The organism is Micromonospora sp. DT44 (assembly GCF_049841635.1).
In the GTDB taxonomy this organism is placed as follows: Bacteria; Actinomycetota; Actinomycetes; order Mycobacteriales; family Micromonosporaceae; genus Micromonospora.
Map to the genome: position 1 here is coordinate 45,708 of NZ_JBNCKS010000041.1, position 21,760 is coordinate 67,467.

The following is a 21,760-nucleotide window of genomic DNA, read 5'->3' on the forward strand; positions in this document are numbered from 1 at the left end:
CACGACCCGACCGGTGGCCGGCACCCCCCGGGGCGCCGGTCATCGGCATCTCCATCGGCCCGGCCTCCCGCCCGTACGACTTCGCCGGAGCGGGAACATCGGGAGGCGTCGGCTGGTTGTGAACCAGTGTCGGTGTGACTCAGTGTCCCCGGGCCTCACCTACATAGCCCTCGCGGAATACCGTTCGGCTGGAGCCGCGTCGCGCCACTCGCCGAGAGGCGACCTGCACACCGACACCAGCGCCGCCCCCGACCACGGTCGGGGGCGGCGCTTTCGGTGTCCGCCGGGCACCATGGTCCGCCCTCGGGCGGGGCACAATGTGCCGGTGGATGCCGCTCAGACCTGGCCGGAGCAGGCGGGGTTGCTCGTCCTGCCGAGCGGGGCGGCGGTGCGTGGACGTCGCATCGCCGCGACTGCCTCCCCGGCCGACTTCACGCTGCTGTTGGCGCCTGGCCCGGAACCGGCCTGGCCGCACCGCCGGATCCGCTGGCCCGACTTCTGGGTGCCGGTGGACCGCGCGGACGCGCTCGACGCGTTGCGCGAGGCGCTGCGACGAGCGCACGACGGCGAACGCGTCGAGGTGGCCTGCCGGGGCGGGATCGGCCGTACCGGCACGGCGCTGGCTGCGCTGGCGATCCTCGACGGCCTACCGCCCGAGCGGGCAGTGCCGTGGGTGCGCGCGGGCTACCACCCCAAGGCGGTCGAGACACCGTGGCAGCGCCGATGGCTGCGCCACGTCGCCTGACCTCGACGCCGCGAACCGCCCCGCACGACGCCTGGCCTACCGCGTGCCGGCCGGCTGAGCGTCAACCGCCCCCGCCGGGCGATCTTGTTGACTAGGGTCGGGCACATGAGAGCTGCTGCGCTGCTGGCGGTCACGGCGGCTGCCGTCCTGCCCGCCTCCGCGTCGGCTGTCGGCACGGCGGCTGCGGCCACCCGTACCGCTGCCGCCCCACCGGCCGTGCGGTGTCCGCGGGCGTCGGCGCCGACGGTGTCCCGGCCGCCGCGCCCGTCGCCCCCGCCCGCCGCGCCCGAGGCTCGGGTGGTCGGCGGCGTCGGACTGGCGACCAGCGGCCTGGTGGTGCCGGCCGGCGTGGACGCGCCACCGGCGATCACTGCCACGTCGTGGCTGGTCGCGGACCTCGACTCCGGCCAGGTGCTCGGCGGCTGCGGCCCCCACGAGTACGGCACCCCGGCCAGCGTTCAGAAGCTGTTGCTGGCGGCCACGATGATGCCCCGGCTCGATCCCGCCCAGACGGTGACCGTCACCGCGGCGGACATGAACATCGAGCCCGGCTCGTCCGCCGTCGGCCTGGTCGAGGGTGGCCGCTACACGATCGAGACGATCTGGCTGGGGCTGCTGCTGAACTCCGGCAACGAGGCGGCGAACGCGCTGGCCCGCCTCGGCGGCGGCCCGGACGGAGCGGCCGGGGGAGTGCGCGCCATGAACGAGCAGGCGCACCACCTCGGCGCCCTCCAGACACATGCCGTCACCCCGTCCGGGCTGGACGGCAAGGGCCAGTTCACCAGCGCGTACGACCTGGCGCTGATCGCCCGGGCCTGCTTCGCGCAGCCGACGTTCCGCCGGTACGCGCTCACCGACCTGGCGACGATTCCCGCGCAGCCGGCCCAGCGGACGAAGGGTTTCCAGATCCAGAACGAGAACCAGCTCATCTACCGGTACCCGGGCGCGTTGGGTGGCAAGACGGGCTTCACCGACCTGGCGCGGCACACGTACGTCGGGGCGGCCCAACGCAACGGTCGCCGGCTGGTGGTGACGTTGCTGGGTGCCGAGCCGACGCCGAAGCGAGGCTGGGAGCAGGGCGCGGCCCTGTTGGACTGGGGTTTCTCGCTGCCCCGCGATGCCGGCGTGGGTCGCCTGGTCGAGCCGGGAGAGCTGACCGCCACGCCGTCGGCGACCCCGTCCGTGCTGGCCGCGTCCGGTCCGCCCCGCCCGGCGGCGGCGAGCGGTGCGGCGCACACCGGTTCCGGCTGGCTCTGGTCGGTCTCCGCGATCAGTGGCGCGGGGGTGCTGGTGCTGCTGGGCGGGTTGCTGTGGCACCGCCGCCGCCGGTTGTCCTGACGGGTCGGCAACGGGCCGCAACGATCGACAACCGGCTCCGGCATCCATAGACTCCGGTCTTTCTGGCAGCGCGAGTCCCAGGAGGATCCCTGTGTCGAGTGAACGCGAAACGCCCTCCGGCGCGGCGGCACCCCGCCCGTCGGTGCGTGCGCTGACCCGCCTCGCGGGCGTGACGGCGATCGCCGCGGCGCTGGTCGTCGGCGCTTCGGCCAGCGCCGTGGCCGCGCCGGGCGCCACCGTCGACGCGTCCGGCGTCGCCACCGTGGCGCATGCCCCGGTGCCGCCCGCCGATGACCGCCCGCCGCGCACCACGCACGGCCCGTGCGCGTACACCGAGACGCCCGACGAGCCGGCGGCCCGGCCGGTGCCGCTGCCACCCGACCCGCGCCGCACACCGGACCGGGGCACCGTGCGCGTGACGCTCTCCACCAACCAGGGGCCGATCGGGTTGACCCTCGACCGGGCTGCCGCGCCGTGCACCGTGCAGAGCTTCCTGCACCTGGTCGGTAAGCGGTTCTACGACCGCACCCCGTGTCACCGGCTCACCGCGTACCCCACGCTGAGCGTGTTGCAGTGCGGCGACCCGTCCGGCACCGGCGAGGGCGGACCGGGCTACCGGTACCGCGACGAGCTGCCCACCGACCTGCCGCCCGCGCCCACCGACCCGACCGGCGTACGCCGGCTCTACGCGCGGGGCGTGCTGGCGATGGCCAACGCCGGTCCGGACACCAACGGCAGCCAGTTCTTCCTGGTGTACGCCGACTCGGCGCTGCGGCCCAACTACACGATCTTCGGGACGGTCGACGCGGCCGGGCTGGACACGCTGGACCGGATCGCCGCCGGAGGCATCGCGCCGACGGCCGAGGATCCCGCGCCGGTCGACGGCGCGCCCGCCCTGCCGGTGACCATTTGTCGGGCCGTACGCGCACACCACTACTGATCCGCTGGGCGCGGTGGGCGGCGACGGCCGCTCACCGCGACGCCGGTTGCCGGAATTTCCGGGAGCCCGACCGGTAGCGGCGGAACCAGGTATCCGACCCGGTTCAGGCCGTTGGAACGACGAGGGTCACCCGGTCGACGGCGTGGTGGTGCTGTCCCGGACGACCAGTTCGGTGGCGAGCTCCACCCGGGGGGAGTCGATGCCCTCACCCTGGGCCAGCCGCAGTACCGTCCGCGCCGCGAGGCGGCCCATCTCCACCAGGGGCTGCCGGACGGTGGTCAGCGGCGGGGACGCCCAGCGGGCCTCCGGCAGGTCGTCGAAGCCCACCACGCTGACGTCGTCGGGAACCCGCAGCCCTCGGCGGCGGATGGCCTCGTAGACGCCGAACGCCATCTGGTCGCTGGCCGCGAAGATGCCGGTCGGCGGATCGGGCAGGTCGAGCAGCGCCGTGCCGCCCGCGAAGCCGGAGGCGTGGTAGAAGTCGCCCGGGTAGATCAGCGCGTCGTCCACCGGCACTCCGGCGGCCTCCAGCCCGGCCCGGTAGCCGTCGAGGCGGGCCCGACTGCACAGCAGATGTGTCGGCCCGGCCACGAATCCGATCCGGCGGTGGCCGACCGCCAGCAGGTGCTCGGTCGCGGCGAGCCCGCCCGCCCAGTTGGTGGCGCCGATGGTCGGCACGTCCATGGCCGGCACGCCGGCCGGGTCGACGACCACCACCGGCACGTTGAGGCGGCGTAGCTGTGCGTGCAGCGGCGGGCTCAGGTGCGACGTCACGAAGATGACCCCGTCGGTGGCCCGGGTGCGCAGGTTCTGCAACCACTGCCGGGCTGCGGTGGGCTGCCGGTGGATCGCGGAGACGACGGTGCCGACACCCGCGCCGTGCCCGACGTCCTCGACGCCCCGGATGATCTCCACGGCCCAGGGGCTGTCCAGGTCGTTGAAGACCAGGTCGACGAGGCCCGCGCGGCGGACGCTGCGGCTGCTGCGGCGTCGGTAGCCGTGGTGGCGCAACAACTCCTCGACGCGTTCCCGGGTGTCGGGGGCCACATCGGACCGGCCGTTGAGCACCCGTGACACGGTCGGCACCGAGACGCCGGCCTCCCGTGCGATCGCGGTGATGGTCACCCTGCGTCCGTCGTCCGCGTCCACCCGTGTCTCCTTCACCGCTCCGGGAGGGGCCACCGCCCGCGTCGCCCGTCCCGTGTCCCGGAACGGCACGCCCGCTCCTCGGGTCATCTTGCCTCACCGAGGGGGGTTGACGACACGCCAGGTCGGTCATAGCGTTCGGCAAAGTTGCGGAAATGTTCCGGTAATTTGTCGGATGCGTCTCGCCGTACCGTCCCGCGTGACAGACAAGGACGCCATGTACACGGACCTGCCCGAGGAGCAGCTACGCGAGTACCGCGGCGTGGTGCGCGAGCCCGCCGACTTCGACGACTTCTGGGCGCGCACTCTGGTGCAGGCGCGCGAGGCGGCGTGGCCGGTCCGGCTCGAACCCGTGGTGACCGGTCTGACCGCCATCGACGTGTACGACGTGACGTTCCCCGGCTTCGCCGGACAGCCCGTACGGGCCTGGCTCCGGGTACCTCACGGCACTGGCACCGCGCTGCCGACCGTCGTGCAGTACGTGGGCTACGGCGGCGGGCGCGGGCACCCGCTGGAGAACCTGCTCTGGGCGACCGCCGGGTTCACCCATCTGCAGATGGACACCCGGGGGCAGGGCTCCGGCTGGAGCCGGGGCGACACGGCGGACCTGGGCGCGACAGGCGCGCAGGCGCCCGGCGTGGCGACGCGGGGCATCGCTGACCCACGCACATACTACTACCGACGGTTGATCACCGACGCGGTACGGGCCGTGGACGCCGCCCGTACCCTGCCCATGGTCGACCCGACCCGACTGGCGGTGCTCGGGCACAGCCAGGGCGGGGCCATGGCGCTGGCGGCCGGCGCGTTGGCGCCCGGTGTGCGGGCGGTGGTGGCCCTCGTGCCGTTCCTGTGCGACATCCCCCGCGCCGTGGTGATCACCGACGCCCACCCGTACCGGGAGATCCGTGACTACCTGGCGATCCACCGCGACGCCGAGGAGCGGACGCTGACGACCCTGTCGTACGTCGACGGCGTCAACTTCGCGCGGCGCTGCCGCCGGCCCACCCGCTACTCGGTGGCGTTGATGGACGACATCGTGCCGCCCTCGGGTGTCTACGCCGCCCACAACTCCCACGCCGGACCGACGGAGCTGTCGGTGTGGCGCTACAACGGCCACGAGGCAGGCGGGATCGACGACGACGAGGCGGCCCTGCGCTTCCTCGCCGCGCAGTTGGTCGAGACGCCCGAGGCGACGAAGGTCGGCGTCCACCCGGTTCCGCTGACGCCCGGCGCGTGAAAGCGGGCCTGCGGGACCGGGCGCGGGACGCGCCGAGCGATCTGCCGCGCGTCACCGACCGCCTTTGGTAGACAGGACCTGTGCGCAGGTCAGGACGGTTGGGTGGCGTCGCCGTGCTCGCGCTCGCCGCGGCGCTCGGCGGCTGCTCCTCGCCGCCACGCTCCACCCCGACGGTCGCCACCCCGGTCTCGGCGAGCCCTCGACCGACGCCTGACGCCCCTACCGCCCGCCCGAGCGCGACCCCGCCGGGCGCGGGTGGGTTGCCGGGCTTCGTGGTGCTGACCGACGTCGACCCGCGCATCCACGCCGACATCCGGTACGGCACGGCGCACAACTTCGTGGGCAGGGTGATCGCCGGCTACCGCGAACCGCTGTGTCTGCTCACCCGGTCGGCGGCCGAGGCGCTGCGCCGGGTCCAGGACGCCGCGCTCGCCGGGGGCCACAGCCTCAAGGTGTACGACTGCTACCGCCCGCAGCCGGCGGTGGCCGACTTCGTCGCCTGGTCGAAGCGTCCCGGTGAGCAGCAGACCAAGGCCGAGTTCTACCCGGACCTGGCGAAGAACCGGCTCTTCGCCGACGGCTACATCGGCGCGCCGACCGCGCACAGCCGGGGCAGCACGATGGACCTCACCCTCGTCGACGAGCCCGCCGCCAGCCAACCTCCGTACCGGCCCGGCCAGTCGCTGGTGGCCTGCACCGCGCCCCGGGCGCAACGCTTCCCGGACAACAGCATCGACATGGGTACGGGCTTCGACTGCTTCGACGCCCGAGCGCACACCGACGACCCGCGGATCACCGGGACCGCCCGGGACAACCGGCGGTTGCTGCGACGGCTGATGACCGACGCCGGTTTCGTGAACTATGACCGGGAGTGGTGGCACTACCGCCTGCGCGACGAGCCGTACCCGGACACGTTCTTCGCCGCGCCGGTCGCCCGTTCGTCGGTCGGCTGAGACCCGGCGGTCAGGTCCAGTAGAGGACGCGGCCGGCGGGTATCCGCGCGGCCAGCTCGTCGGTGAACCATCGTCGCAGCTCGGCCATTGTGTCCCGGGGGTAGACGTACTTCACCGCGCCGAATTTGCCGTGCTTGCGGCTGCGGACCTCCTCGTCCATCTCCAGCCGGGTGCGCGGGTACCAGCCCAGCAGCACCTCCTTGCTGCCGGGCGTGAACCGGTGGGTGATCAGCTCGGCGGTCAGGTCCAGCTCCGGCACCCCGTCGACCGCCGCGCGGACCTGGTCCAGCAGGTCGCCGTACGCCTCGCGCCAGTCGGGCAGCGCGATGATGGGCGCGATGGTCAGCCCGACGGGATAGCCGTCGAGCGCGAGCCGGCGCAGGGCGGCGAGCCGGTCCGGCACCCGGGCGGTGCCGCCCTCGAACCGCTGGCTGACCGGCGCGCAGTTGACGCTGAACCGGACCCGGGTACGGCCGTGGTGGGGCAGGCCGACGAAGCTGTCCACGTCGGCGTACTTGGTGGTCCAGCGCAACTGCACGGGGGCGTCCCAGTCGGCGAAGTGCCGCACCGCCCGTTGCCAACTGCCGGTCAGGTGCTCAAGCGCCAGGGGGTCGGTGTAGCAGGACGCCTCGAACGTGGTGCCCTCGTCGGCGCGACGCGCGTCGCGGCTGGTCACCGTGCCCCGTCCGGCGTACGGAGTCAGCCCGGCCAGGATGTCGTCGAGGTCCGCGTACACCCGGGTCACCGGCGGGCCGGAGAGCGAGCCGGCCAGGTAGCAGTACTGGCAGTGCGCGGGGCAGCCCTCGGCGAGGTCGACGCGCCAGTCGGCGCTGGGCGCGATGGGTTGCAGGTCGCGCCGGGACGGCGGGCTCACCACGATCGCCATGGTCGCCTTGGCCCGCGCGTAGGTCTCGCGGTCGGTCTGCCCGCGTACTCCGCTGAGTCGGTTGGCTCGGAGCCGTTGCACCTCGATGCCGAGCGCCTGCACCCGGTCGACGATCCGCTGTCCGTGCGGGTGGTCCAGGGCGGCGGGGGTGGCCACGACCCGACCCGGCGTCCACCGACGCGCGGGTCGCGCCTCCGGAGCGAGGGCGGTCAGGTCACGGATCGGCACCCGCTCGCCGCTGGCGTCGTGCGGGGCGGCGGGCACGTCCACGGCCAGCGGCTTGTCGACGTCGACGGCATCCGGGCTGGTCATCGGGCCGGAGTACCCGTTGCCGCAGGAATCCCACCCGATCGCCGTCCTGGCGATTGACGCCACACGTCGGGAACGCATAATCTGCCGTCTATCTGTAAACCTTGTGAACAGATTTACGACGACGCGGCGGCGCGCGTCCCCACCGAAGGGACGATCAGGTGATCGCAGAACTTTCCTCCCGTACCAGAAGGATCCTGTCGGTGTTCGTCGCGCTCGTCGTCGCCGTGACCGCCGGCGTCGGCCTCGGCGTCGCGCGCAGCGCGCAGGCCGCGCCGACGTTCAAGGTCCTGGCCTTCTACAACGGCACCTGGGACGACGCGCACATCGACTTCATCAAGGACGCGCGCGCCTGGTTCCCGCGGGCCGCCGCGCAGTACGGCTTCTCCTGGGAAGCCACCAACAACTGGAGCCTGCTGAACACGTCCAACCTGGCCCAGTACAAGGTCGTCATGTTCCTGGACGACGCGCCGCCCGCCGCCCAGCGCCCCGCCTTCCAGCAGTACATGCAGAACGGCGGCGCGTGGATGGGCTTTCACGTCAGCGCGTGGACCGACAACCCGTCAAGCTGGAGCTGGTACTACAACACCTTCCTCGGCTCCGGCTCGTTCCGGACCAACACCTGGCTGCCGACCCGGGTCACCATGCGCGTCGACAACCGCACCCACGCGGCCACCAGGAGCCTGCCGGCGACGTTCTCGTCGTCGTTCAGCGAGTGGTACTCGTGGAGCAACGACCTGCGGCAGAACCCCAACATCGACATCCTGGCCTCGGTCGACCCGTCGAGCTTCCCGGTCGGCACCGACCCCAACCAGTCCTGGTACAGCGGCTACTACCCGCTGGTCTGGAGCAACCGGCAGTACAAGATGATCTACGCCAACTTCGGGCACAACAAGATGGACTACGGCACCAAGACCGGCCTGTCGTCCACCTTCGACAGCGCCCAGCAGAACAAGCTGCTGATCGACGGGCTGCACTGGCTCGCCGGCGTCGGCACGTCGCCGACCCCGACCCCGACGCCCACCCCGACCGGCAGCGCCGGCCCGATCTCCCCGACCGCCTGGCACACCGTCGTCAACCGGGGCAACGGCAAGTGCGTGGACGCGCGGGCCGCCGGCACCGCGAACGGCACCGCGATCCAGCAGTACGCCTGCAACAACAGCACCGCCCAGCAGTACCAGTTCGTCCCGACCAGCGACGGCTACCTGCGGGTCAACAACCGCAACAACAGCGCGCAGGTGCTCGACGTGACCGACCGGTCGACCGCCGACTCGGCCCCCATCCAGCTCTGGTCCTACAGCGGCGGCGTCAACCAGCAGTGGCGCGCGGAGTCCGAGGGCGGCGGCTACTACCGCATCGTCAACCGCAGCAGCGGCAAGTGCCTGGACGTGCCGGGAGCATCCACGGCGGACAGCGTCCAGCTCATCCAGTACACCTGCAACGGCACCGCGGCGCAGTCGTTCCGGCTGGTGTCCGTGTCGTAGGGGCGCTATAGCCTGCCGGCCATGGCGATTCCCGATCTGGTGCCGATCGCGCACGAGCCCGACTACCGCACCAGCACCATCGGCCAGTACGACAAGGGTCAGTTCTTCGGCTCCGTCACCGCCACTCTCGAAGACGGTGCCGGAGCCGAAGACGACTGGTACCGCCACAAGCGGTGGTACGCGGTGCTGCACCGGTTCGACGCCGACGGCGCGCACACCGCATCCGACGTCTGGTTCGCCGGCACCAGCGAGCACGAGGACGCGTCCATCGACCGGGCGGAGGCCCGCCTCACCGAGCGGCTGGACGCGCTGCCCGGTCGGGTCTTCGCCGACATCGCCATCCGCCTGTTCCAGGTCGAGGTCGACGGGCACGTGTTCGGGCTGGTGGACTGGTCCGAGGAGTACGACGGCGACGACCACGCCGAGTTCCTCCCCGACGACCTCGGGTTCGACCCGCCGTGGGACGGCTGTTACGACACCTGAACCGCACGGTCCACCGGGCGGCGGCGATATCCATTGCGGACGCGCCGCCGTCCTCCTACTGTCACCGGTGCAAGGTCGAGAGCAACCACGAGAGCAACCACGAGGGGAGTACGCCGTGTCGCGACGCGTCCGCACCGACGCCGCCCGGCGTTCGCTTCCCGCTGGCGGCTATCTGCTCGGCCTATCCACGATCATCTGTAACCCCCTGCGGGGCGCCGGGCCGGGGTGGCGCGACTGACGCTGACGCGTCCGCCGGCCGCCCCTCCCCACCGGGATCGGGCGGCCTTCTTGTATCCCCGAGCCGCCGCCGGACCACAGCCGGCCAGCGCATGATCGATATCGGTCACCCGCACGACAGAAGGAGACCATCATGGGATTCACCCCGCTCGCCGGGACCCGGGCGCCGGTCCGGGTCTGGACCGACCCGTACGCCATCGAGCCGCAGGCCGCGAAGCAGCTGCGGAACATCGGCGCGCTGCCCTGGGTGCAGGGTGTCGCCGTGATGCCGGACGTGCACTTCGGTAAGGGCGCGACGGTCGGCTCGGTGATCGCCATGCGACAGGCCGTCTCGCCGGCAGCCGTCGGCGTCGACATCGGTTGCGGCATGTCGGCGGTGCGCACCTCGCTGACCGCCGTCGACCTGCCCGACGACCTGGGCGGGCTGCGGTCCGCGATCGAGGCCACCATCCCGGTCGGCTTCGCCCAGCGGCCCGAGGCCGTCAACCCGCGTCGGGTCCGTGGGCTGGAGCAGGCCGGGTGGGACGACTTCTGGAGCCGCTTCGCCGGCCTCGACCCTCGCGTGGCGCAGCTCGAGACGCGGGCACAGAAGCAGATCGGGACCCTCGGCGGCGGTAACCACTTCATCGAGGTCTGCCTCGAGCAGGGCGGCGACGACGAGGGCCGGGTCTGGCTGATGCTGCACTCCGGGTCGCGCAACATCGGCAAGGAACTGGCCGAGCGGCACATCGGCGTGGCCCGGCGGCTGCCGCACAACGCCGACCTGCCCGACCGGGACCTCGCCGTGTTCCTCGCCGGCACGCCGGAGATGGACGCGTACCGCCGGGACCTGTGGTGGGCGCAGGAGTACGCGCGGCGCAACCGGGCCGTCATGCTGGCGCTGCTCTGCAACGTGGTGCGGGAGCAGTTCCCGCACGTCGGCTACGACGAGCCCATCTCCTGCCACCACAACTACGTCTCCGAGGAGAGCTACGACGGCGTCGACGTGCTGGTCACCCGCAAGGGCGCGATCCGGGCCGGCCGGGGTGACCTGGGCATCATCCCCGGGTCGATGGGGACCGGGTCGTACATCGTGCGGGGCCGGGGCAACCCGGACGCGTACTGTTCGGCATCGCACGGTGCCGGGCGGCGGATGTCGCGGGCGCAGGCGAAGCGGACGTTCAGCACCGCCGACCTGGCCGCGCAGACCGCGGGCGTGGAGTGCCGCAAGGACGCCGGGGTGGTCGACGAGATCCCCGGCGCGTACAAGGACATCACCGAGGTGATGGCCCAGCAGGAAGACCTGGTGGAGGTGGTCGCGCACCTCAAGCAGGTCGTCTGCGTCAAGGGCTGACGAGGGTACGCGCGGGCCGGGAGCACCGGCCCGCGCGCAATCCTCAGAAGCCGACGAAGACCCGACGCAGGTCGTCCAGGGTCACCGGCCCGCTCACCTGCACACTGTCCGGCGTGTAGCGAGACCCGAGCCGGCCGACCACCAGCCGCAGCCACGCCTCGGCCGGCAGGGACAGCTCGCCGTCGGGCTGCTCCGGCGCGTCGGTGAGCGTGATCGGCTCGGCCAGACGCAGCCCGAACGTCCGCTCCGGGTCCCGCAGCCGCACCAGCAGGGTGGCCTCCCGGCCGGCCAGCTCCTTGGGCCGGCTGGTCCAGCTCAGCATGCCGCCGATCTGATCGAGGAGCAGCGGCACCGCCTCCGGCGTCACCGCCGCGAACGGGTTGAACGCCACCTCGGCGTCCCACTGGTGAAAAGCGAACTCGCTGAGCCGGAACCGGGCGGCGGTGGCCACGTCGACCGGCTCGGGCAGGAAGCCGAGGTTGATCCGCAGCGTCTCGCGGGTCTCGGCGTCCAACGCCTCGTACGCCTCGACCAGACGCTCGTTGGACGCCAGGAAGCCGGCGGCGTGCTCCTCGGGGGACATGGCGTCCCAGCGCTGCCACACGCCACGGTTGAAGTCGCCGTCCGGGGCGGGCGTGCCCTCGATGGAGGCGTTCAGCCCCGCGAGGCCGATCTCGGCGCCGCTGCCCAGGTGGCTGAGCACCTGGGAGACCTGCCATTCGCTGGCCCCGGAGGGCTGGCGCAGGTCGTCGTCCTTGAGGTCGCGCACGAGCGCGGCGAGCTCCTCGTGGCCCGCCCGTAGCGCGTGGATGATCTGGTCGGCAGCCGTGGACATGTGTCTCCTCAACGGATCTTCGACGATGGTCGGGACGTTACCGGATGATCTGCGCCGCCCGGACGCACCCGGTGTGCGCCGCCCGGCCCGTACCCCATCGGGCGCGGGCCGGGCGGCGTCGTTCAGGCTCAGCCCATGTGCACGGCGTTGCCGGCCGGGATGTCCTCCTTGCGCACCTTCACCAGGACCAGCGTGACCAGCCCGGCGAGCACGATCAGGACCGCGCCCCAGGCGAATGCGACGCGGTACCCGTGCACCAGCGCCTCCACCTGCGTCGCCGGGTTCGGCGCCCGGCCGACCAGGTACGCGGTGACCGCGCTGGTGTAGAAGGTGTTCAGCAGCGCGGTGCCGAGTGAGCCACCGACCTGCTGGGTGGCGTTGAGCGTCGCGCTGGCCGCGCCGGCGTCGTGCTCCGGCACCCCGACCAGCGCGAGGCTGGACAGCGGGACGAAGGTGAAGCCGAGCCCCAGGCCCAGGACGACCTGGGCGGGCAGCAGGTGGGTGAGGAACGACGTGTCGACGTCGATCTGGGTCAGCACCAGCATGCCCGCGGCGGCGAGCACCGCACCGGCGACCATCAGCGGCTTGGCGCCCAGTCGCGGCATGAGCTGGCTGGCGCCGCCCGCGGCGATCAGCACACCGGCGGTGACCGGCAGCGACGCGAGGCCGGCCTCCAGGGGCTTGTACTGCAGGACCACCTGGAAGTAGAAGGTCAGGAAGAGGAACGCCCCGAACAGGCCCGCGCCGATCAGCGTCGAGGTGAGGTACGCCCCGCCCCGGTTGCGGTCCAGGATGATCCGCAGCGGCAGCAGCGGGTGGTTGGTGCGCAGCTCGATCACCACGAAGGCGGCCAGCAGCACCACACCGGCGGCGATGAAGCCGAGCGTGGCGGTTGCGTCCCAACCGTCCTCGGCCGCCTTGGTGAAGCCGTAGACGAGCGAGACCAGACCGGCGGTGACGACGACCGCGCCGGGCACGTCGTAGCGGGTGTTGCCGTGCGCCCGGCTCTCCGGCACGAGCGGGAGGGCGAAGGCGATCGCGACGGCGGCGACCGGGATGTTGACCAGCAGGCACCAGCGCCAGTCGGCGTACTCGGTCAGCACCCCGCCGAGCAGCAGCCCGACGGCGGAGCCGCCACCGGCGATCGCGCCGTACACGGCGAACGCCTTGGCGCGCTCGGTGGCCTCGGTGAACAGCACCGTGAGCAGGGCCAGGGCGGCCGGCGCGAGCAGCGCGCCGAACGCGCCCTGCAACGCGCGGGCGGCGAAGAGCATCCCACCGGTGGTGGCGAGGCCGCCCAGCGCGGAGGCCAGCGCGAAGCCGGTCATGCCGACCAGGAAGGTGCGCTTACGCCCCCAGTAGTCGGCGATCCGGCCGCCGAGCAGGAGCAGACCGCCGAAGGCCAGCGTGTAGGCGGTGATCACCCACTGCCGGTTCGCGTCGGTGATGCCCAGGTCGGCCTGGGCCTGGGGGAGCGCGATGTTCACGATGGTGGCGTCGAGGACGACCATCAGCTGCGAGACCGCGATGACCCCCAGGGCGATCCAGCGCCGCGGGTGCGGGGCGCCTGTCGACGTCCCGGCGCCGGGAGCGCCGGGGGAGGTCGAGGTGGTTCCGGGCATGGTGAAGCCTTCCGTGGTGCGGATGTTGATGGATCAGGCCTGGGACGGGCGGTCGTGGCGGTAGGTCAGGACCGGGATCAGCACCTGGTCGACGACCTGGGTGAGGAACGCGTCGTCGGCGGGTAGACCGTGCGCGACCAGTCGGGACATGAGGAGCGCGGGCGCAAGATCGTGAAACAGGTCCCGTTCGCCGGCCTCCGGGGGGATCTCCCCACGGGCGGCGGCGCGGACGAGAACGGCGGTGCTGGCCACCCGACCGGCGGGCAGCACCTGGTGGCGTACCAGACGCTCCAGCTCCGGACTGGTCCGCATGGCGAAAGTCAGCGCCTGCATCAGGTCGCAGTCGGCGACACAGATGGCGGCGGTGGCGCGGAGCAGCTCGAGCAGGTCACCCCGCAGTGAGCCGGTGTCGGGTGGGTTGAGCACGCCGACCTGACGGTCGCTCAGGGCGGCGACGACCAGCTCGGCCTTGCCGTCCCACCGTCGGTAGATGGTGGCCTTGCTCACGTGGGCGCGGGCGGCCACGGCGTCGATGGTCATCCGGTCGTAGCCGACCTCGCGCAGCAGGTCGATCACCACGCTGAACAGGTCGGTGCTCGTGCACCGGGCCGACCGTGCGGCCGGCACGCCGACGCCCGCGCTCACCTGCTGACCCTCCACCACCCGAAAACCCCCCGTGAAACGATGTCGTACTCAACATAGTTCGCTCGTGGCGCTTCGCGCAGGTTTTTATGAGTTGCGTCGCACCGCCGGAGCGAAACGGTCACGTTTCGCCCTCAGCCGCCGTGCGGCGCGAGGAGCACCGGTACGGCCACGGTGTTGATCCGTGTGCCGTCGCGGGCCGACACCTCGTACACCTCGATCGTGCCGTGCTGCTCCCTGTTCGTACGCCAGGTCACCACCACCCGGTAGTCGCCCCGGCAGCCACTGCCGCAGCTCGCCGTGCCGAAGGCGGCGGCCACCTGACGGCCGGCCTCGTCCAGCACCCGGACGCTCACCGTGGCCTCGAACGCGTCCGCCGTGCCGCCGACGGTGAGCGGGGCGGTGACCCTCTCGCCGACGCTCGGTCCGATGACCACGATCGGCGCGAGCAGTCCCGGATAGTCGGCCCGACCGACCGGTGCGCCACCGGGGAAGCGAACCCGCCGGACGGTGGGGAACTGGGTGAGCGTCCACACCACCTGCGCCTCGCGCAGCCGCCGACGGTCCGCCGGATCATCGGCGGACGGGACGGGACCGAGTGTCGCCACCCCGTCGACGATCCGGGTGACCTCGACGCCGGCCGGCAGCAGGGTCACCATCCCCGTGGCGGCCTCGGCCGGCGTCGGCCCGGCGGACAGCTCACTCAGGGCGAGCCCGGACGTCGCGACGGTGGCCGGTCGGGTGCGCCGGGTGGGCACGAGCCGACCGGAGCGGACGTACCACAGCTCGATCGTCACCGGTTCCGGCCGGCGGGTCCCGGTGATAGCCGGGGTCGGCGGCGGCGGGGTGGTGGTGACCCGCGGCGTCGGCGGAGCCGAAGCGGCCGGCGAGGTCGTGGCGGGCGCGACGGCCGGCGGTGAAGTGGCGGGCGGTGGCGCGGTCGGCGCCGCGCCCAGGACGCCGGAGCGGGGGGTGCCGCACCCGCTCAGGACGAGCGCGGCGACCAGCGCCACGCCTGCCGCGCGGGACCCGTCACGGCCGCTCATCCCGCACCCCCTCCCGCGCGCCACCGTCGGGATCCCGCGCGGGCAGTTCCAGGCGGAACCGCGTGCCGACGCCCGGCGCGCTGCGCACACTCAGCACCCCGCCCAGCACCGCCGCGTGTTCCCGGGCGATCGCCAGACCGAGGCCGCTGCCCGAGGCCGAGCGCGCGGCGTCGACCTTGTGGAACCGGTCGAACACCAACGGCAGGTGCGCGACCGGGATGCCGGGCCCCTGGTCGGCCACCTCGAACACGACGCCGCGGCCCGCCGCGCGCACGCTCGCGGAGATCTCACCGCCGCCGTGCTCGACCGCGTTGGCGACCAGGTTGGCCAGGACACGCTCCAGGTGGCGAGGGTCCGTGCGCAGCGTGACGGGATCGCCGGTGACCAGCACCCGGTCCGACCAACCGCGCGCCGCGACGATCGCGCGTAACAGCGCCAGCACGTCCACCGGCTCGACGCTCGGGCGGTCCCGGCCGGCGTCCAGCCGCGAGATCTCCATCAGGTCCTCGATCAGGCGGCGCAGCCGGACCACGTCCCCGACCAGCAGCCGTGCGGCCGGCCGGGCGTCGTCGGGCAGCCGGTCCAGCTGCTCGCGCAGCAGCGAGGCCGCCGCCACCAGGGCGGTTACCGGGGTACGCAGCTCGTGTGCGACGTCGGCGGTGAACCGTCGCTCCCGGGCCTGCGCGGCCGACAGAGCGGCGATCTTCGCCTCCAGCGCCTCGGCCATCTCGTTGAACGACGCCGCCCACGCGCTGAACTCGTCCCGCCCGCGTACCGGCAGACGGGTGGCGAGCAGCCCCTCGGTGAGCGCCCGGGCGGCGCGGCTGGCCCGGCCCACCGGCTCCAGGGTGCGGCGGGCCAGGAGGTTGCCCACCGCGGCGGCGACCAGGACGACGACCACCCAGCCGGCCAGCAGCGCGGCGTACACCTGGTTCAGGTCGGCCGCGATGTCGTCCTCCACGGTGATCACGTACAGCTCAGCGGTCGAACCGGGGATACGCCCGCCCACCACCAGCAGTCGGGGGCGCTGCGCCGACGTCGACCGCTGGTACGCGAGCTGCCCGTCCGCGACCGACGTCCGCAGGCGCGCGCCCAGGGCGGGGGCGTACCCGGGGTGGGAGGGACGGGTGACGCCGTCGACGAGGACCACGTGCCGACCGCTGCCCTCGAAGCTGGTGAGCAGCTCGGCCTCGCGCTGTTCGGTCAACGGCGGGAACTGTCCGGCGAGCACGAGCTGGTAACGGGCGTCGGCGGTGGCCTGGCGCAGCGACGCGTCCCACCAGGACTGCCGCAGCAGCAGCCCGGTCCCGCCGGCGAGCAGTCCGGCGGACAACCCGGCGACCAGCACGAACGCGATCGTCAGTCGGCGCCGCAGCCGGCCGGGCGGCACCGGGCGTACGGCCATCGCCGACCTCCCGTCAACCGCCGGACAGTTTGTAGCCCGCGCCGCGTACCGTGCGGATGCGCCGTGGCTGCGCCGGATCGTCCTCGACCTTCGCGCGCAGCCTCTGCACCGCCACGTCGACGAGCCGTGAGTCACCCAGGAAGCGGTGGTTCCAGACCAGGTCCAGCAACAGTTCGCGGGTGAAGACCTGGCCGGGGCGTCGGGCCAGCTCCAGCAGAAGCCGGAACTCGGTCGCGGTCAGCTCCACCTCCCGGCCGTCGCGGCGTACCACGAATGCGCCCGGGTCGATCTCCAGGTCGCCGACGGCGATCGTGCGCGACGGCGTCGGCGCGCTCACCCGCCGCAGCACCGAGCGGACCCGGGCCACCAGCTCCGGCAGGTCGAAGGGCTTGCGCAGGTAGTCGTCCGCGCCGCACTCCAGACCGACCACCACGTCGAGCGTGTCGGTGCGCGCGGTCAGCATGAGGATCGGCACCTGGCTCGTCCGCCGGATCTCCCGGCACACCTCCAGACCGTCCAGTTCGGGCAGCATGACGTCGAGCACGATCAGGTCGACCGGGTGCGCCCGCCAGGTCACGAGCGCCTGTCGCCCGTCGGTGGCGGTGTCGACCCGGAAGCCGGCGCGGCGCAGACCGAGGGCGGTGACCTCCCGGATGGAGACGTCGTCCTCGACCACCAGTACGCGGCCCTCCATCAGTCGAGCGTAGACCCGTGACCACTGTGCGTAACCCTGGCGGAACGGTCGTCATCGGCGGCCGGTCGGGTCCTCATCCCGGCACCGTGCACCCGCTACGGTCAGGTGCCTCCGGGCATCCCCCTCACACGAAAGGGCACGACGTGCAACGTCATGGCTGCGTGATCCGACTCCGCCCCGAGCAGCGGGAGACCTACCTGCGGTTACACGCCGCCGTCTGGCCGAGCGTCGAGCAGACGCTGCGCGAAGCGAACTTCCGCAACTACACGATCTTCCTCCACGACGACCTGCTCTTCGGCTACTACGAGTACGTCGGCGACGACTACGAGGCCGACCTGCGGCTGATCGCCGCAGACCCGCAGACCCAGGAGTGGTGGAAGCTGACCGACCCGTGCCAGGAGTCGCTGGCCGAGCCCGGCTCGGGGGACTGGTGGGCCCCGATGCGCGAGGTCTGGCACCTGGCCGACGAGGCCCCGGCCTAGGATCCGTCACCGGTCCAGCGCCGGCCGGCTTCCGCCTGGATCGCGGCGGAGGCCGACCGGCGGCGGTCACCACTGGTGGGCGACGTCGAGAACGATCCGGCTGTGGGTGCCCGGACCGGCCAGCACGACGGCGCGGAACGGCAGCCGGGCGCGTACGCCGACGGCGAAGGTGCTGTAGCCCTCGAAACTGCCGCCGAACACCACGTCCCGCAGCGTCGGGTAGCCCAGCAGGTTGGCGACGTGCGTGCCGACCGGGTATGGCACCGTACCGAGGTGGTCTGCGTCGTACGCCGGGGCCCGCAGCGAAACCCGCAGCAGCGCGCCTCCGGCGGTGTACGGCGACAGCGCGAGCCCCTCGCCCTCGGTCCAGGTCTCGCCGTAGCCGATCGTGTACCCGTCGACCGGGCCGGCGAACTCGAACACCACCCGGTCATAGCAGTCGTGCCGGCCCGTGCGGACGTCGACCAGGGGAGCGTCGCTCAGCGCTCCGGCCGACTTCTCCCCGCTGCCCCAGGTGATCCCGCAGTACGCCGCCTCGGTGGCGGCGCGCGCCGAGCTGGTGCCCACCGCGCTGCTGGTGCCCGCCGCGCTGCTGCCCGCCGTGGCGAGCACTCCGGCGAGGACGACAGCCGTCGCGGTCAGCGCGCTCCTGATCCTCATCGTGGTTCTCCGTTCGGTGTCCCGGGGTCACGTCGCGGCGGCTCTGCCGGTGACCCTCAGTCGTCACCGTCGTCCCGCCCCGACACGGGCACCTCGCCGCCGGGTAACCGCTGGGTAACAGACGACGCCCCGGGCGCAATCGGCGTCAGCCGCGCCGCGTCGCGCCGCGCCGCGTCGCGCCGCGCCGCGCCGCGCTGCGTCGTGCGGCGTGGCGTGGCGTGCGTGGCGTGGCACCCAACGGCATCCCACCTTGCGATACGGTGCCTCGCATCGGCACATCGGAGGTGGATGGATGCCTGCCGTCGTCGTCCTCGCGCTGACCCTCGCCCTCGCGCCCGCGCCCACGCCGACGCCCGCGCCCACGCCGTCGGTGTCCGCCACACCGGGTCCGCTCGGCGAACTGGTCGGCGGTGTCGGCCGGATCGTCGGCGACCTGCTGGGCGGCGGCGGTACGCCCACGCCGATCCCGACGCCGAGCGGCACCCGCGCCCCGACCTCCGGCCCGAGCCGACCACCGGCGAACGCGCCGTCCAGCCCGTCGACGCCCGGCGCGACCCCCGGGCCGGCCGAGTCGTCGGCCGGCGCCCGGACGACGGTCACGCACGATCGCCCCGACGGGCGCGCGGGCACCAACGGACGCGACCCGGCCGTGCCCGTGCGCGGCGGCGACACCCCGGCGCCGATCGTCGCGCCGGCCATCGCCGACCCCGTCCGCGACGGCTGGCCGCCCGTGTCCTACCTCCTGGTGGCGGCAGTCCTGGTCGGGCTGGCGGTGCTGCTGCTGCGCCGCCGTGGCAGTGCCGGTCCCTCGCCCGTCCCCGCGCCGACTTCCGACCCGACGCCACCTGCCGATCCCGATCCCGATCCCGGGCCCGACAACGTCCGCCGCCTGCCGACCAGCCTCAACGCCATCTACGAGCTGGGTCGGCTGGACGAGCGACTCGAGCAGGAGCGCCGCCGCCGACCCTGACCGGCGGTCTCAGTGCTTCGGGTACGCGCCCTCGCGTCGGGGGATCGCGTCGTCGTACGCCCCGGACGGGCCGTGGTAGCGGGTCGCGCCGTTCGGGTACGGCCACGCGTTGGCACGGCAACCGTGCAGGCCCAACGTCTGCTGCTGCATCACCGGCGCCGGCCGATCCCGCTCCGGGCAGCGTTCGTGGCCGAATCCGAGCCGGTGCCCCACCTCGTGGTTGACCATGTACTGCCGGTAGACGGTCAGGCTCGCGCCGTAGTTCGGCACGCTCGACACCCAGCGCGCCACGTTCAGCACCACCTTGTTGTCGTTGCGGCAGGACGTGTAGCCGTCCGGCACGTCCTGGCAGAGAGCGTCGCGGGTGCCGGGGGTCGCCAGGTAGATGGTGAAGTCCGCCGGATCGCCGGCGCCCACCCGCCGCAGCCGCCAGTCTCCGCCCGCCGTCCATCCGCGCGGGTCGTTCAACGTCGCGGTGATCGCGGTGGCGATGTCACCCGCCGCGAGACCATGGATGTCGCGTTCCACGGCGACCCGGTAGCGCAGCAGGGTGCCGCTCTCCGCGCCGCCACGCGTCGTCTCGGCGGCGGCCACCGTCCAGCGGTTTTCGCCGGTGGCGGGATAGCTGACCGGGCGGTTGGGCGTGCTGCTGGGGCGGAGGATGCCGACGCCGGTCGGCCGGTTCGAGGCCGTGGCGTGGTTACCGGGTCGCGGTCCGGTGCCGGGGTCTCCGGCCGGCTGCCCGGCCGCTGGCCCCGTGCATCCGGTGAGCAGCGCCACCGCCAGCAGTGACGCCGCCGAGGCCAGATGCCACCGGCGGGTACCCTTCGTCGACATGTCTCTCCCCTCGCGCGTCGCCTGAAGGCGCGCGCACAGGAGAAGACGGGCCATGGCGCCGAAAAGTTGAAGTGATCCGGATCTCAACCTTTCGGCGGCCGCACCCGTCTGAGGTGATGTGGCACGGGGGAGGGTTCACGGTGGCGCGCGGTGACGCGGAGTTCGTCGAGTTCGCGCGGGCGGCGTCCGCGCGGCTGGTGCACGCCGCGTTCCTGATGACCGGCGACCACCACCAGGCCGAGGACGCCGCGCAGACCGCGCTGGGCCGCACGTACGCGTCGTGGTCGCGGATCCACGACGACGACGCCTACGGGTACGCGCGTCGCACGTTGGTCAACCACCTGGTGGACCGGTGGCGACGGCCGATGCGGGAGTACCCGACCGACGAGGTGCCGGAACAGCGACGCGGTGACGTGGCCGACGACGTGGCCACCCGGCGCTGGTTGATCGCCATCCTCGGCGTGCTGAGCCCTCGGGAGCGGGCCATCGTCGTGCTGCGGTACTACTTCGACCTGCCGGAGGCGCAGGTGGCCCGAGAACTCGCCGTGTCCGTAGGCACCGTCAAGAGCACCAGCTCACGGGCCCTGGAGAAGTTGCGCACCGCCGCGCCGCGCACCACCGACGAGGGGGCGCGCCGATGAGCGAGCTGGATCGGCTCCGGGACGCCATGCGGGCGACCGAACGCCCCGACGCCGTGATCGACCTGGCCCGGGTCATGCGGGACGGACGGCGGTTGCGTACCCGTCGGCGGGTCACCGGGGCAGCGGCGGCGACGCTCGCGGCCGGGCTGGTCGCCGTGACCGGGGTGACGGTCGACCCGAGCGGGTCGCGCGATCCCGCGCCGACCGAGCCCGCGCCCCCGGTCGCCGTGGCCTCGCCCTCGGTCGGTGTCGCGCCGACGTCCGACGGGCCGACACCACCGCCCACCAAGGCTCGTGGCGTGCCAGGCCCGAAGCCCCTGGGCCAGGTGATTGACACGGGGATTCGGCACGGCGTCGAGCGGCGGGTCTACTACGTCGTCGCCGTGACCGTTCCGGGCGTGCCCAAGGTGACCATCGGCCTCGCCGCCGGTCGCCGCGCCCCGGACGGCTCGGTGAGCGCCGACATCCTGGTCAACGACGTCGAGGGCGCCGACCGCAGCCCGGGGTTCCACCAGATCGGGTACGACGAGAGCGCGTCGACCCCGGCGGTGCCCACCTTCGGCTACTTCGTCGGTCCGGCGGAGCGGATCACCGGCACAGCCGGGGGTCGGCAGGTGGAAGCCGCGGTGGCGCGGTGGAGCCTCGACAAGCAGGTCGCGATCTTCTGGTTCGACCCGGCCACGCTCGCCCCGGGGGTGCGGCTGGACGGCATCGTCGCCCGCGACAGCGCGGGCCGCCGCCTGTGAGGCCGGGCGGTCCCTAGATGATCGATTCCAAGGGATGTGGGACCGCAAGTAGACGCGAGGGCGTCCATGATCGGCGTTGTCTAGGCAAC

Annotated in this window: 22 protein-coding genes; 12 read left to right on the top strand and 10 right to left on the bottom strand. The window is 73.0% G+C overall.

Annotated elements, in window-relative coordinates; genetic code table 11:
* Window positions 1-325 precede the first annotated feature (325 nt).
* The 3 genes from ACLQ25_RS22845 to ACLQ25_RS22855 all read left to right on the top strand — a co-directional run bounded on the left by ACLQ25_RS22845 (window position 326) and on the right by ACLQ25_RS22855 (window position 3,023).
* A complete protein-coding gene (locus ACLQ25_RS22845; protein ID WP_425732834.1) occupies window positions 326-745 on the top strand; it encodes a protein-tyrosine phosphatase family protein in 420 nt (139 codons plus the stop codon).
* Between the two features lie 105 nt (window positions 746-850).
* Window positions 851-2,083 carry a D-alanyl-D-alanine carboxypeptidase family protein gene (locus tag ACLQ25_RS22850; RefSeq protein ID WP_425732835.1) on the top strand — a complete coding sequence of 411 codons (1,233 nt, stop codon included), beginning with the start codon at window positions 851-853 and terminating at the stop codon, window positions 2,081-2,083.
* 91 nt (window positions 2,084-2,174) lie between these two features.
* The gene (locus tag ACLQ25_RS22855; RefSeq protein ID WP_425732836.1) at window positions 2,175-3,023 is read left to right on the top strand and encodes a peptidylprolyl isomerase; all 849 of its coding nucleotides are present in this window, start codon (window positions 2,175-2,177) and stop codon (window positions 3,021-3,023) included.
* Between the two features lie 126 nt (window positions 3,024-3,149).
* Here the strand turns inward: ACLQ25_RS22855 and ACLQ25_RS22860 are convergent, their stop codons facing one another.
* On the bottom strand, window positions 3,150-4,172 hold the full coding sequence (locus ACLQ25_RS22860; RefSeq protein WP_425732837.1) for a LacI family DNA-binding transcriptional regulator: 1,023 nt from the start codon (window positions 4,170-4,172) through the stop codon (window positions 3,150-3,152).
* Between the two features lie 214 nt (window positions 4,173-4,386).
* Between ACLQ25_RS22860 and ACLQ25_RS22865 the strand changes: the two genes are divergently transcribed.
* Together ACLQ25_RS22865 and ACLQ25_RS22870 are read left to right on the top strand one after the other, a co-directional pair.
* A complete protein-coding gene (locus ACLQ25_RS22865) occupies window positions 4,387-5,406 on the top strand; it encodes an acetylxylan esterase (protein ID WP_425732859.1) in 1,020 nt (339 codons plus the stop codon).
* A gap of 80 nt (window positions 5,407-5,486) precedes the next feature.
* Window positions 5,487-6,359 carry a M15 family metallopeptidase gene (locus tag ACLQ25_RS22870; RefSeq protein WP_425732838.1) on the top strand — a complete coding sequence of 291 codons (873 nt, stop codon included), beginning with the start codon at window positions 5,487-5,489 and terminating at the stop codon, window positions 6,357-6,359.
* Window positions 6,360-6,369: 10 nt separating this feature from the next.
* On the opposite strand, the gene ACLQ25_RS22875 is transcribed toward ACLQ25_RS22870, so the two are convergent.
* The gene (locus ACLQ25_RS22875; RefSeq protein ID WP_425732839.1) at window positions 6,370-7,557 is read right to left on the bottom strand and encodes a spore photoproduct lyase family protein; all 1,188 of its coding nucleotides are present in this window, start codon (window positions 7,555-7,557) and stop codon (window positions 6,370-6,372) included.
* Window positions 7,558-7,757: 200 nt separating this feature from the next.
* On the opposite strand from ACLQ25_RS22875, the gene ACLQ25_RS22880 reads away from it, so the two are divergent.
* The 3 genes from ACLQ25_RS22880 to ACLQ25_RS22890 all read left to right on the top strand — a co-directional run bounded on the left by ACLQ25_RS22880 (window position 7,758) and on the right by ACLQ25_RS22890 (window position 11,091).
* Window positions 7,758-9,038, top strand: coding sequence for an RICIN domain-containing protein (locus ACLQ25_RS22880; protein ID WP_425732840.1), 1,281 nt, complete (start codon window positions 7,758-7,760; stop codon window positions 9,036-9,038).
* Window positions 9,039-9,059: 21 nt separating this feature from the next.
* Window positions 9,060-9,521: a hypothetical protein gene (locus tag ACLQ25_RS22885; RefSeq protein ID WP_425732841.1), complete on the top strand. Its 462-nt coding sequence runs from the start codon at window positions 9,060-9,062 to the stop codon at window positions 9,519-9,521.
* Between the two features lie 370 nt (window positions 9,522-9,891).
* Window positions 9,892-11,091, top strand: coding sequence for an RtcB family protein (locus ACLQ25_RS22890; RefSeq protein WP_425732842.1), 1,200 nt, complete (start codon window positions 9,892-9,894; stop codon window positions 11,089-11,091).
* A 43-nt stretch (window positions 11,092-11,134) separates the two neighbouring features.
* On the opposite strand, the gene ACLQ25_RS22895 is transcribed toward ACLQ25_RS22890, so the two are convergent.
* The 6 genes from ACLQ25_RS22895 to ACLQ25_RS22920 all read right to left on the bottom strand — a co-directional run bounded on the left by ACLQ25_RS22895 (window position 11,135) and on the right by ACLQ25_RS22920 (window position 17,335).
* Window positions 11,135-11,926 (bottom strand): maleylpyruvate isomerase family mycothiol-dependent enzyme, encoded by a 792-nt coding sequence (locus ACLQ25_RS22895; RefSeq protein WP_425732843.1) that lies wholly within the window; start codon window positions 11,924-11,926, stop codon window positions 11,135-11,137.
* A gap of 128 nt (window positions 11,927-12,054) precedes the next feature.
* Window positions 12,055-13,548, bottom strand: coding sequence for an MFS transporter (locus ACLQ25_RS22900; RefSeq protein ID WP_425732844.1), 1,494 nt, complete (start codon window positions 13,546-13,548; stop codon window positions 12,055-12,057).
* Window positions 13,549-13,581: 33 nt separating this feature from the next.
* Window positions 13,582-14,193, bottom strand: a complete 612-nt coding sequence (locus ACLQ25_RS22905) for a TetR/AcrR family transcriptional regulator (RefSeq protein ID WP_425732845.1) — start codon at window positions 14,191-14,193, stop codon at window positions 13,582-13,584.
* 131 nt (window positions 14,194-14,324) lie between these two features.
* Window positions 14,325-15,236 (bottom strand): Gmad2 immunoglobulin-like domain-containing protein, encoded by a 912-nt coding sequence (locus ACLQ25_RS22910; protein WP_425732846.1) that lies wholly within the window; start codon window positions 15,234-15,236, stop codon window positions 14,325-14,327.
* Window positions 15,223-16,641, bottom strand: a complete 1,419-nt coding sequence (locus ACLQ25_RS22915; RefSeq protein WP_425732847.1) for a sensor histidine kinase — start codon at window positions 16,639-16,641, stop codon at window positions 15,223-15,225. The genes ACLQ25_RS22910 and ACLQ25_RS22915 overlap by 14 nt, the downstream gene beginning before the upstream one ends.
* A gap of 13 nt (window positions 16,642-16,654) precedes the next feature.
* Window positions 16,655-17,335 carry a response regulator gene (locus tag ACLQ25_RS22920; protein WP_425732848.1) on the bottom strand — a complete coding sequence of 227 codons (681 nt, stop codon included), beginning with the start codon at window positions 17,333-17,335 and terminating at the stop codon, window positions 16,655-16,657.
* A 161-nt stretch (window positions 17,336-17,496) separates the two neighbouring features.
* On the opposite strand from ACLQ25_RS22920, the gene ACLQ25_RS22925 reads away from it, so the two are divergent.
* The gene (locus tag ACLQ25_RS22925; RefSeq protein ID WP_425732849.1) at window positions 17,497-17,817 is read left to right on the top strand and encodes an L-rhamnose mutarotase; all 321 of its coding nucleotides are present in this window, start codon (window positions 17,497-17,499) and stop codon (window positions 17,815-17,817) included.
* A gap of 66 nt (window positions 17,818-17,883) precedes the next feature.
* Here ACLQ25_RS22925 and ACLQ25_RS22930 read toward each other — a convergent pair whose 3' ends face one another.
* Complete coding sequence (locus ACLQ25_RS22930; protein ID WP_425732850.1) at window positions 17,884-18,477, bottom strand: AMIN-like domain-containing (lipo)protein; 594 nt, start codon at window positions 18,475-18,477, stop codon at window positions 17,884-17,886.
* 292 nt (window positions 18,478-18,769) lie between these two features.
* On the opposite strand from ACLQ25_RS22930, the gene ACLQ25_RS22935 reads away from it, so the two are divergent.
* Window positions 18,770-19,447: a hypothetical protein gene (locus ACLQ25_RS22935; RefSeq protein ID WP_425732851.1), complete on the top strand. Its 678-nt coding sequence runs from the start codon at window positions 18,770-18,772 to the stop codon at window positions 19,445-19,447.
* Window positions 19,448-19,456: 9 nt separating this feature from the next.
* Here ACLQ25_RS22935 and ACLQ25_RS22940 read toward each other — a convergent pair whose 3' ends face one another.
* Complete coding sequence (locus ACLQ25_RS22940; protein WP_425732852.1) at window positions 19,457-20,284, bottom strand: DUF3152 domain-containing protein; 828 nt, start codon at window positions 20,282-20,284, stop codon at window positions 19,457-19,459.
* 140 nt (window positions 20,285-20,424) lie between these two features.
* Here ACLQ25_RS22940 and ACLQ25_RS22945 point away from each other — a divergent pair, with 140 nt between their 5' ends.
* Both ACLQ25_RS22945 and ACLQ25_RS22950 read left to right on the top strand, forming a co-directional pair.
* Window positions 20,425-20,925 carry a SigE family RNA polymerase sigma factor gene (locus ACLQ25_RS22945; protein WP_425732853.1) on the top strand — a complete coding sequence of 167 codons (501 nt, stop codon included), beginning with the start codon at window positions 20,425-20,427 and terminating at the stop codon, window positions 20,923-20,925.
* A complete protein-coding gene (locus ACLQ25_RS22950) occupies window positions 20,922-21,671 on the top strand; it encodes a hypothetical protein (protein WP_425732854.1) in 750 nt (249 codons plus the stop codon). The genes ACLQ25_RS22945 and ACLQ25_RS22950 overlap by 4 nt, the downstream gene beginning before the upstream one ends.
* Window positions 21,672-21,760: the final 89 nt, after the last annotated feature.